General features: G+C 69.4%; 9 protein-coding genes. 6 read left to right on the top strand and 3 right to left on the bottom strand.

The genetic code is table 11. The features are described from left to right. Nucleotides 1-117 precede the first annotated feature (117 nt). Nucleotides 118-2,055, bottom strand: a complete 1,938-nt coding sequence (locus tag AMD30_RS04765; RefSeq protein WP_055474967.1) for a heavy metal translocating P-type ATPase — start codon at nucleotides 2,053-2,055, stop codon at nucleotides 118-120. Nucleotides 2,056-2,147: 92 nt separating this feature from the next. On the opposite strand from AMD30_RS04765, the gene AMD30_RS04760 reads away from it, so the two are divergent. Genes AMD30_RS04760 through AMD30_RS04750 form a run of 3 tightly spaced genes read left to right on the top strand, consistent with a single transcriptional unit; the run spans nucleotide 2,148 to nucleotide 6,135 of the window. Beyond that, nucleotides 2,148-2,510 (top strand): ArsR/SmtB family transcription factor, encoded by a 363-nt coding sequence (locus AMD30_RS04760; protein ID WP_010841889.1) that lies wholly within the window; start codon nucleotides 2,148-2,150, stop codon nucleotides 2,508-2,510. Between the two features lie 56 nt (nucleotides 2,511-2,566). Continuing rightward, a complete protein-coding gene (locus AMD30_RS04755) occupies nucleotides 2,567-5,854 on the top strand; it encodes an error-prone DNA polymerase (RefSeq protein WP_014926209.1) in 3,288 nt (1,095 codons plus the stop codon). A 53-nt stretch (nucleotides 5,855-5,907) separates the two neighbouring features. Then, a complete protein-coding gene (locus AMD30_RS04750) occupies nucleotides 5,908-6,135 on the top strand; it encodes a DUF167 domain-containing protein (RefSeq protein ID WP_010841891.1) in 228 nt (75 codons plus the stop codon). Between the two features lie 4 nt (nucleotides 6,136-6,139). On the opposite strand, the gene AMD30_RS04745 is transcribed toward AMD30_RS04750, so the two are convergent. Beyond that, complete coding sequence (locus AMD30_RS04745; protein WP_010841892.1) at nucleotides 6,140-6,604, bottom strand: tRNA (cytidine(34)-2'-O)-methyltransferase; 465 nt, start codon at nucleotides 6,602-6,604, stop codon at nucleotides 6,140-6,142. Nucleotides 6,605-6,658: 54 nt separating this feature from the next. Further along, complete coding sequence (locus AMD30_RS04740) at nucleotides 6,659-7,672, bottom strand: serine/threonine dehydratase (protein WP_231632644.1); 1,014 nt, start codon at nucleotides 7,670-7,672, stop codon at nucleotides 6,659-6,661. Nucleotides 7,673-7,717: 45 nt separating this feature from the next. On the opposite strand from AMD30_RS04740, the gene AMD30_RS04735 reads away from it, so the two are divergent. From AMD30_RS04735 to AMD30_RS04725, 3 genes are all read left to right on the top strand, one after another. Continuing rightward, nucleotides 7,718-8,593: a bifunctional methylenetetrahydrofolate dehydrogenase/methenyltetrahydrofolate cyclohydrolase gene (locus AMD30_RS04735; protein ID WP_010841894.1), complete on the top strand. Its 876-nt coding sequence runs from the start codon at nucleotides 7,718-7,720 to the stop codon at nucleotides 8,591-8,593. Between the two features lie 140 nt (nucleotides 8,594-8,733). Beyond that, complete coding sequence (locus tag AMD30_RS04730; protein WP_331456812.1) at nucleotides 8,734-8,967, top strand: DUF3017 domain-containing protein; 234 nt, start codon at nucleotides 8,734-8,736, stop codon at nucleotides 8,965-8,967. Between the two features lie 168 nt (nucleotides 8,968-9,135). After that, nucleotides 9,136-10,698: an Hsp70 family protein gene (locus tag AMD30_RS04725; protein ID WP_055474844.1), complete on the top strand. Its 1,563-nt coding sequence runs from the start codon at nucleotides 9,136-9,138 to the stop codon at nucleotides 10,696-10,698.

Here is a 10,698-nt window from a genome sequence, read left to right as displayed (position 1 = left end):
GTCCGCGCCCGCAGGGTCGCGGATGTGTCTGGTACTCAGGGTGACACTAACTTGCATCGAAGGCAATGACCGCGCCGCCGTCGACCGTGCGTCCAAACACGTCGACTGTGCGCCCGATCACGTCGACTGTGCACCCGACCACGCCGACCGCCGGAGCAGGCGCGCGCCGTTGAGTGCGACGAGCACGGTGGAACCCTCGTGGCCGGCGACGGCCAGCGGGAGGGGAAGGGTTCCGACGAGATCCCAGGTCACCAGGGTGACGATCATGGTGCCCGCGATGCAGAGGTTCGCGATCACGTAGCGGCGGGCGAGCCGGGACAGCCGGATCAGCGCGGCGACCGCGGTGAGGTCGTCGCGCACGATGATCGCGTCGGCCGTCTGGACCGCGAGATCCGCGCCCCGACGACCCATGGCGACGCCGGTGCCGGCCGCCATGAGGGCCGGTGCGTCGTTGATGCCGTCGCCGACCACGAGCACGTGGCCGCCGGTCTCGCCGACTATTCGGACCTTGTCCTCGGGCAGGAGGTCGGCGTGTACCGCCTCGATACCGGTCCGGTCTGCCACATCCGCCGCGACGGACGGACGGTCGCCGGTCAGCAGCAGGACCGGCCCGGAGGTCACGTCGCCGATCAGCCGCACTGCTTCGGCGGCGTCGTCCCGAAGACGGTCGACGAGTTCGATCCGGCCGACCTCCGATCCGTCGACGAGCACGCCCACCACGGTTCCGGTCGAGTCGGCGTCGGCGCGCTCGACGGTGATCCGGTGACCGCGCACGGCGCCGGTCACGCCGCGGCCCGGAAGTGCCCGGAAGTCCTCGACCGTCTCGATGTCCAGCCCACGGTCGATCGCGGCCGCCACGATCGCGCGTCCCAGCGGGTGTTCGCTGGGGTGTTCGACGGCCGCGGCGAGCGCCAGCACCTCCGACGGCTCGCGTCCGTCGAGTGCTGTCACGTCGACGACCTGCGGGCGTCCCTCGGTCAGGGTGCCGGTCTTGTCGAAGGCGACGACAGAGGTCCGTCCGACGGACTCCATCACCGCGGCGGACTTGACCAGCACGCCGTGACGACCGGCGTTGGCGATCGACGCCAGCAGCGGCGGCATCGTCGACAGGACGACGGCGCAGGGTGAGGCCACGATCATGAACACGATGGCTCGAAGCAGCGCCTCGTCGAAGGTGTTGTCGAACAACACCATCGGAACGCCCAGTACCAGAAGCGTGGCGACCACGACGGTGACGGAGTACGCCTGCTCGACCTTCTCGAGGAAGAGCTGGGTCGGGGCCTTCGTCTCGGAGGCCTCGGCGACGAGTGTCGCGATCCGGGCGATCACCGACTCCGACGCCGGGCGGGCGACTTCGACGATCAGCGCGCCGGTGCCGTTGACGGTGCCGGACAGCACGTCGTCACCCGCGTCGCGCAGGACGGGGATCGACTCGCCGGTCACGGCCTGCTGGTCGACCTCGCTGCGCCCCCGGAGAACGACTCCGTCGGCACCGATCCGCTCGCCGGGGCGGACGAGGATGCGTTGTCCCACTTCGAGATCGCGGCAGTCGACCTCGACGGTCGAACCGTCGTCGTGGTACCGGGTCGCCCGTTCGGGAGCCAGGCCGAGGAGGGCGGTCACCGAGTCCGCGGTGCGCTGGGTGACGACGACCTCCAGCGCGCCCGAGGTCGCGAAGATCACGATCAGCAGCGCGCCGTCGAAGACCTGCCCGATCGACGCGGCGGCGATGGCGGCGACGATCATGAGCAAATCGACGTCGAGTCGTCGTTGCCGCAGTTCCTGCAGGCCGGACCGGGTCGGTTCCCATCCGCCGCTCAGGTAGCACGCGAGATACGCGGTCCACCAGGCCCATTCGGGTGCCTCGCAGAGCTGAAGCAGCCATCCGGCGAGGAACAGTGCCAGCGCGATGCCCGCCCAGCGCACCTCGGGTAGTCGGAGCCCGGTCCGGAAGATCGATCGCGGGGCGGTGATCCCGCGTTCGCCTCCCGGTCTCGGGACGGTGTCACGCGCCGCCCTGTCCGTCGCGCCGGTCGCCTCCGCCGTGTCCATCATGTCTCCCGTCGTGTTGCGGACCGTCAGCCCCGACAGTAACAGTTCATATGAAGAGGTTTTCATGTGATGGTGAACCGGTAGCATCTCGCTGCATGGGACACGGCATCGACGAGGGGATGCGGCCGGCTGCACGGCTCGATCCGGAATCGGCCGTGCATGTCGCCACCACGCTGCAGGCGCTGGCGACTCCGAGCCGGTTGCTCATCCTCACCGAGCTGCGGTCCGGTCCGCGCTCGGTCACCGATCTCGCCGACGCCGTCGGCATGGAGCAGTCCGCGGTGTCCCATCAGCTCCGGCTGCTGCGCAATCTCGGGCTGGTCACCGGCACTCGTTCCGGGCGGTCGATCAGTTACAGCCTCTATGACAGCCATGTCGCCCAACTGCTCGACGAGGCCGTCTACCACAGCGAACACCTGCGTCTCGGGCTCGCCGAGCGCCCGAAGTCCGCCGGCTGAGGGCCGATCCACCGGCCGCGGGTGCCCATCGAACGGATGTTCGATAAGCTCGGGGTGTGGGCTGGGATCAAGGACCACCGACGTGGTCGGAGATGGAGCGGGTGCTCGCAGGTCGAGCGCCCGGCAGCACCGACCGGCCCGGCACCGAATTCGGCCCCGACCTCAGTGAATGGGCGCCGTTCCCCGGCGACGGCGGCGACAGCCCGGCCTGGTCGCGCAAGCGCGGGGCCTATCAGGCCGAAGACATCTCCCGTGGCTCCTCGGCGGTGCCCTATGCCGAACTCCACGCGCACAGTTCGTACAGCTTCCTCGACGGTGCGTCGATGCCCGAAGAACTGGTCGAGGAGGCGCAACGACTCGGGCTCCGTGCCCTGGCCGTCACCGATCACGACGGGTTCTACGGCATCGTGCGCTTCGCCGAGGCGGCCCGCGAGTTCGGGATGCCGACGGTCTTCGGTGCCGAGCTGTCACTGGAGCCCGACGTCGCGCGGACGGGTCAGAACGATCCGCCGGGAGAGCATCTGCTGGTTCTCGCCCGAGACGGGGAGGGTTATCGGCGCCTGTCCCGGACCATCGCCGACGCGCACATGGTCGCCGGGGAGAAGGGATTGCTCCGCTATGACCGCGAGGCCCTGGCCGGTGCCGGCGACGGACATTGGCTCATCCTCACCGGTTGCCGGAAGGGCGCACTCCGTCGCGCCCTCGATCGCGGCGGCGTCCCGGCCGCCGAGCAGGCGCTGCGGGAACTGATCGAGACCTACGGCCACGACAACGTCGTCGTCGAGCTGACCGCGCAGGGCATGGCCGACGACGACGAACGCAACGCGGTGCTCGCCGGCCTCGCCGCCGGAGCGGGCGTGCCGGCCGTGGCCACCACCGGCGCGCACTTCGCCGCACCCCGGCGCCGACGCCTGGCGATGGCCATGGCCGCCGTTCGGGCCCGCACCGACATCGACACCATCTCCGGGTGGATGCCGGGGGTTGCCGGAGCGCACCTGCGCAGCGGCGACGAGATGGCCCGGTTGTTGCCCGCGCATCCCGACGCCATCGACAACGCGGTGGGCATCGCCGCGGACTGTGCATTCCATCTGGGCCTCATCGCGCCGCAGTTGCCGCCGTTCGACGTTCCCGACGGTCACACCGAGGCGAGCTGGCTGCGCGAACTCACCATGACCCGGGCACGCCGGCGGTACGGCACCCCGGCCGAACATCCCCAGGCCTACCGGCAGATCGAGCACGAACTCGCCATCATCGAGGCGCTCACCTTTCCCGGCTACTTCCTCGTGGTCGCCGACATCGTCGACTTCTGCAAGGCCAACGACATCCTGTGTCAGGGCCGGGGGAGTGCGGCCAACTCGGCCGTCTGCTACGCCCTCGGCATCACCAATGTCGACCCGGTCGCCAACACCCTGCTCTTCGAACGGTTCCTGGCCCCGGAACGCGACGGTCCGCCCGACATCGACGTCGACATCGAATCCGATCGTCGCGAGGAGGCCATCCAGTACGTCTACCGCCACTACGGCCGGGACCGCAGCGCGCAGGTCGCCAATGTCATCACCTACCGCGGGAAGTCGGCGATCCGGGACATGGCCCGGGCGCTCGGGTACGCGCCCGGCCAGCAGGACGCCTGGGCCAAGATGCCCGACACGGCACCGTCCGACGTCGCCGAGCTGGCCGGTGAGATCCTCGGTATGCCAAGGCATCTGGGTATCCACTCCGGCGGCATGGTGATCTGCGACCGGCCGATCGCCGATGTCTGCCCCACGGAGTGGGCGCGGATGGAGAACCGCAGCGTGCTGCAGTGGGACAAGGACGACTGCGCCGCCATCGGCCTGGTCAAGTTCGACATGCTGGGTCTCGGCATGCTCTCCGCGCTGCACTACGCGATCGACCTGGTCGCCGAACACAAGGGGATCGACGTCGACCTCGCCACCCTGGACCTCGGCGAACCCGCCGTGTACGAGATGCTCTGTCGCGCAGACTCGGTCGGCGTGTTCCAGGTGGAGTCACGCGCGCAGATGGCCACACTTCCGCGGCTCAAGCCGCGCTGCTTCTACGACCTCGTCGTCGAGGTGGCACTGATCCGGCCCGGCCCCATCCAGGGCGGCTCGGTGCATCCGTTCATCAAGCGGCGCAACGGGGAGGAGGCGGTGACGGTCGAGCACCCGTCGATGAGCAAGGCGCTCGAGCGCACCCTGGGTGTGCCGCTGTTCCAGGAGCAGCTGATGCAGCTGGCCGTCGACGTGGCCGGATTCGACGCCTCCGAGGCCGATCAGTTGCGCCGGGCGATGGGTTCCAAACGGTCGCCGGAGAAGATGGAACGCCTGCGGCAGCGCTTCTACGAAGGCATGGAGAACCTGCACGGCATCACCGGGGACACCGCCGACCGCATCTTCGAGAAGATGGCGGCGTTCGCCAATTTCGGTTTCCCGGAGAGCCATTCGCAGAGCTTCGCGTCACTGGTGTTCTACTCGTCGTGGTTCAAGCTGCACCATCCCGCGGCATTCTGCGCCGCGTTGCTACGGGCTCAGCCGATGGGGTTCTACTCACCGCAGACCTTGGTCGCCGATGCCCGGCGGCACGGTGTCGCGGTCCATCGTCCCGACATCAACGCTTCGCTCGCGCACGCCACCCTGGAGAACGAGGGGCTCGACGTCCGGCTGGGTCTCGACGGGGTGCGCGGGGTCGGAACGGAGACGGCGGAGCGCATCGTCGAACGACGGGCCGAGGGACCGTACCTCGACATCACCGATCTCTCCCGCCGCGCCCGGCTGACGACCAAGGAACTCGAGGGACTCGCCGGCGCCGGCGCCTTCGACGGGTTCGGTCTCAGCCGGCGTCAGGCCCTGTGGGAGGCGGGCGCCGCGGCGACGGTGCGCGACGACCAGCTCGCCCTGGAGTCGGCGCAGGCGACGCCCACGCTCCCGGGGCTCTCCGACGTCGAGCTCGCGGCCACCGACGCGTGGGCCACCGGGATCACGCCCACGTCGTATCCGACACAGTTCCTGCGTCCCCGGCTCGACGCGATGGGCGTTCTGGCCGCCGACCGGCTCCTGTCGGTGCCCGACGGTTCGCGGGTGCTGATCGGCGGGGCGGTGACCCATCGCCAACGACCGGCCACCGCGTCCGGGGTGACGTTCATCAACCTCGAGGACGAGACCGGGATGGTCAACGTGGTGTGTTCGGTCGGTTTGTGGGCGCGGTACCGTGTACTGGCCCAGACGGCACCCGCACTGCTGGTCCGCGGACGGGTGCAGAACGCCGAAGGTGCTGTGACCGTCGTCGCAGATCGTCTGCAGCGCATGGATCTTCGGGTGGGGAGCAGATCCAGGGACTGGCAGTGATCCCCGACCGGGGAATGCGCCGGGGTGTTCGAGACGAATCAAGGAAAGAACCGATGCCGCAACAGGTCGTGGTGACCGTCAAACCGAAGAGCAGCAAGGGCCCGTTGGTCGAGACGGGTCCCGACGGCGCGATCACCATCTACGTCCGTGAGCCCGCCACGGAGGGCAGGGCGAACAGGGCCGTCTCCGAACTGCTCGCCGCCCACCTCGGGGTTCCGAAGAGCAAGGTCGCGCTCATCGGCGGCGCCACAGCACGCACGAAGCGCTACCGCGTCGGCTGACAAGTCAGACAGCACCGTCGAAGCCGTGCTGCCGCCACGCCTCGTAGACGACGATGCTCGCGGCGTTGGCGAGGTTGTGCGAACGACGACCGGCGAGCATGGGGATGCGCACCCGGTCGGTCACCTCGGGTTCGTCGAGGACCTCCGCCGGCAGTCCGGTCGGTTCGGGGCCGAACAGCAACACGTCGCCGGGCTGATAGTCGACGTCGGTGTGGAAGCGTTCGGCGTGGGCGGTGAACGCGAAGACCCGCTCCGGCTTCAGCGTCGTCCAGGCGGTCACCAGGTTGGGATGCACCGTGACGTTGGCCATCTCGTGGTAGTCGAGTCCCGCGCGTTTGACCTGCGCGTCGGACATCGAGAAACCGAGCGGTTCGATGAGGTGGAGTTCGCACCCGGTATTCGCGGCCAGCCGGATCGCATTGCCCGTGTTCGGCGGGATGCACGGCTGGTAGAACATGATTCGGAACATGATGGTGCCAGCGTAGTCGGTGCCATGCGGAGCGGATCTCGCCCGACCGTGTCCTCACACCGCCACCGTGGTGTTGGCCCCGCACAGCACGATGCACAGCGTCGAATCGGGTTGCGGTCGAATCCGTCCCGAGACCACCCCGGCGACCGCGGTGGCGGTGCCGTGTTCGACGAGGATGCGGTGGGAGTCCCAGAGCATCCGCCGTGCCGCGATGATCTGGTCGTCGGTCACCAGCACGCTGTCGACGGCCGGGTTCCCGGCGACGGCGTCCCAGCAGAGATCCCCGACCCGGGTCGCGCCGAGGGAGTCGGCGGCCACGCTCTCGAGTTCGACGGGAACGGGAGTCCCCGCGGCGAGTGCCTGATGCAGACTCGACGCACCGAGCGGTTCGACGCCGACGAGGCGGTCGCCCGGGCGCAGCGTCGCGGTCAGGCCGGCCAGCAGTCCGCCGCCGCCGACACAGACGACCGTCGTGAGCGGACCGGGTACGTCGTCGATGATCTCGAGACCGATCGTGCCGGCGCCGGCGACGACGTCGGGGAGGTCGTAGGCGTGCAGCGCGAGCGCGCCGGTCTGCTCCGCGAGTTCCTCGGCCGCGTCGGCGGCTTCCTGATAGCGCTGTCCGATGAGATGGATCCGCGCACCCGCGGCGCGCAGCGCGTCGATCTTGACCGGTGGTGCCGTCTCGGGGATCACCACGGTCACCGGCACACCGACGATCCGCGCCGCGACCGTGGCACCGATCGCGGCATTGCCGCCGGAGGCGACGAGGACACCGGCGTCGGTCAGGACCCCCTGATCGCGCGCGTGCAGGGTCGCCCACAGACTGCCTCGCGGTTTGAAGCACCCGCCGAGCTGGGTGTACTCGAGTTTGAGGACCACCTCGAGCGGGCCGTCGACGGTGTCGATGACCGTGCGCAGCGTCGGCGTACGACGGAGATGGGGAGTGATCGCCGCGCGGGCGAGATCGATGTCGACGGGCACCACGGTCACCACTCCGACACTAGTGGTCGGCCGCCCGAGGGCGGCGAAACGTCGATCGCGGGCGGCGGTGAACGGCGCGTCCATCCGCCGATGTCGGAAACCGCGGAGACGAGTGGAAGAATGTCGGGCGTGACCGCGATACGACTCGATGGGAAGACCACGCGCGACGAGATCTTCGCCGATCTGGCCGAGCGGGTGGAGAAGCTCCGGCTGGCGGGTGTCACCCCTGGTCTCGGGACTGTTCTGGTCGGCGACGATCCGGGCTCGCACTCCTACGTCAAGGGCAAGCACGCCGACTGCGCCCGCATCGGTGTCGCCTCGATCCGCAAGGATCTCCCGGCCGATGCCACCACCGAACAGCTCAACTCCGCGATCGACGAACTCAACGCGGATCCCGCCTGCACCGGCTACATCGTGCAGTTGCCGCTGCCGCGACAGCTCGACGAGAACGCCGCCCTCGAGCGGATCGACCCGCTCAAGGATGCCGACGGCCTCCACCCGATCAACCTCGGGCGACTCGTGCTGGGCAAGGAGTCGACCCTGCCCTGCACCCCCCGCGGTGTCATCCATCTGCTGCGTCGCTACGACGTCCCGCTGGCCGGCGCCCGGGTGACCGTCGTCGGTCGCGGGGTCACCATCGGCAGGCCCATCGGTCTGCTCCTGACCCGCCGCAGCGAGAACGCCACGGTCACCCTCTGCCACACCGGCACCACCGATCTGGCCTCCGAGATCGAGCGCGCCGACATCGTGATCGCGGCCGCGGGAGTGCCGCATCTCATCACCGCCGACATGGTCAAGCCGGGTGCCGCGGTGGTCGACGTGGGTGTCAGCCGCACCGACGAGGGTCGTCTCGTCGGTGACGTGCATCCCGATGTCTGGGAGGTGGCGGGCCACGTCTCGCCGAATCCCGGTGGGGTGGGGCCGCTGACCCGTGCGTTCCTGCTCGTCAACGTCGTCGAACGCGCGGAGCAGATGCTCGCCTCCGGGAGCGGCAGCGGCGCGTGACCCGAGACGAGCACCAGAGTGAGTCCGCTCACTCCGAGCCGCGCGGTGCCGACCGATCCCGTCCAGGAGGCCGGAAACACGGTTCCACCGACGGCACGCGTCTGCGGGCGGTGCTCGTCCAACTCCCATATCTGCTGGTGATGGCCGGTGTGCTGGCCGCAGCGCTGCTCGTGATGTTCGACCGCTGGCGGCGCGGATCATTCGTCTTCGGGGCGGCACTGCTCGTCGGCGCCGTGCTTCGCGCCTTCATCCCGTCATCGCAAGCCGGGTTGCTGCAGGTCAGGGGCAAGCCGTTCGACGTCACGGTGATGGCGACAGTCGGCGCCGTGATGCTGTGGCTGGCAGCGTCGATCGACTCTTTGGGCACGGATTGATTACAATAGAGACCTGAGCGTGACCTGACAGGTGGTCGTTCGCTCAACCAGGCACTTTTCCGCTGCCCTGCCGCAGACGCACCGACCGCTGGAGTTTGTATCACTGCATCACCAACCGACGACACCGTGAGTGAAGTGACGTCCATGGGCGTGTCAGCAGGTGCTGGCATGATCCATTACGTCCTCCTGACACGTGACGATCTCGGTCGCAGTGTGATCGACTCGCGCGTCATCGACGTCGACCCCACCGACGGTCTCGACTCCGCCGGCCGCGTGAACGCAGGCGTCGACGTGATGCTGACCGCCGCCCGCGAGACCGGGACGAGGGTGGGCCCGATCGGGGTCGCCGCACGCACGGGCAGCCAGCGTCGGCAGTTGCGCTCGAGGGGCAGTGGCCCGCGACGTCAGGTCCGTCTCGTCGGTGAGGACGAGGCCGTCCTCGCCTACCTCGCCGACACCGGGGAGATCGACCGCTTCTCGGCCGCCGTCGTCGTCGACTGTGGCGACACCGGCATGTCGCTCTACACCGTCGACCCCCGCGAGGGCAGGATCGGCAATCCCGAGCACTCGACGGTCCTGAGTGGGCGTCATCTCGACCGGTCGATCGTCAATCAGCTGACCGCCGACCACCCGGCCCTCGGCGAGGCCACCCGCACACGTGCCGATCGCAGTGAACTGCGCAGCGCCTGCCGGACCGCGAAGGAGGAGATCGCCTACGGCGGTTCCTCCGCCACCGAGTCCGTGGTCGCGGTGTCGGCCAACTCCGAACGCGTATCGCTGTCGGCCACGCACGTCGAGCAGGCGATCGAGCCGATGATCCGTGACGCGCGAGAAGTGTTCGCCCGGTACGTCGCGGCCGCCCGGTCGCGGGGCGTGCAACCGGACGCCGTGGTGTTCATCGGCGGACTCGCCAATCTCCCCGCGGTGCGCGCGATCGCGTCGGAGCATGATCTGGAGGTCGTCAGTCCGACGGCTCCGGAGCTGGTCGTGGCCACCGGTGCGGCGCTGCTCGCCCTCGAGAGCTACTCGGGCGCAGCACGTCTCGCGTTCATCGGCGGCAAACCGCAACGTGAATGGCTTTCCGCGACACCCATCGCGGTGGCCGGGGCCGTCATCGCCGCCACGCTGATGACGATCTATGCGGTGAGCTCGTCCTTCGCCGATCGGCCGACCGTCGATCCGCAGCCCGCGGTGAGCAGCGTGCCGCCGGCCGCGGCGACCAGTGACACCGAGCCGGTCACCCCGACGCCGACCTCTCAGCCGATCACCAGGATCCCGGCCGAACCCGTCGAGCCGACCGTCGTGGATCCTGTTCCCACACAACAACCGTTACCGCAGACCGGGTCGAACGACCCGCCGGCATGGGCGACCACGGAGTTGCCGCCGACGCGACCCTCGACGGGTACCAGCACCCGCACGCTGTCGCCGTTCCCATGGCCGGACCTGGCGTTCCCGCCGGGCTCGACGCCGACGATACCGCCGGACCTGTTGCCGCCGGGGTTGCGTCCGCCCAGTGCGGCGCCCACGCCACCCCCGCCGACGTACTCGACGTCGACACCGGCGCCTCCGCGCGGTGGCTCGGTGCGGCCGAGCAGCACGCGCGCACAGGGGTCGACTCAGCTCCCCGCCGCTCCCGAATCAGGGAAAACCGTTGTCACGGAAGGGGAGTCGCAGGTTCCGCCGCCGCCCCCGCCCAGCAGTCCGGTCCCGACGGTTCCCGCGCCGCGCTGA

Origin of the sequence: Gordonia sp. HS-NH1, from assembly GCF_001418765.1 — a bacterium.
GTDB lineage: Bacteria > Actinomycetota > Actinomycetes > Mycobacteriales > Mycobacteriaceae > Gordonia.
Note: the sequence above shows the minus strand (reverse complement) of the source record. Positions and strands in the feature narration are given on the sequence as shown.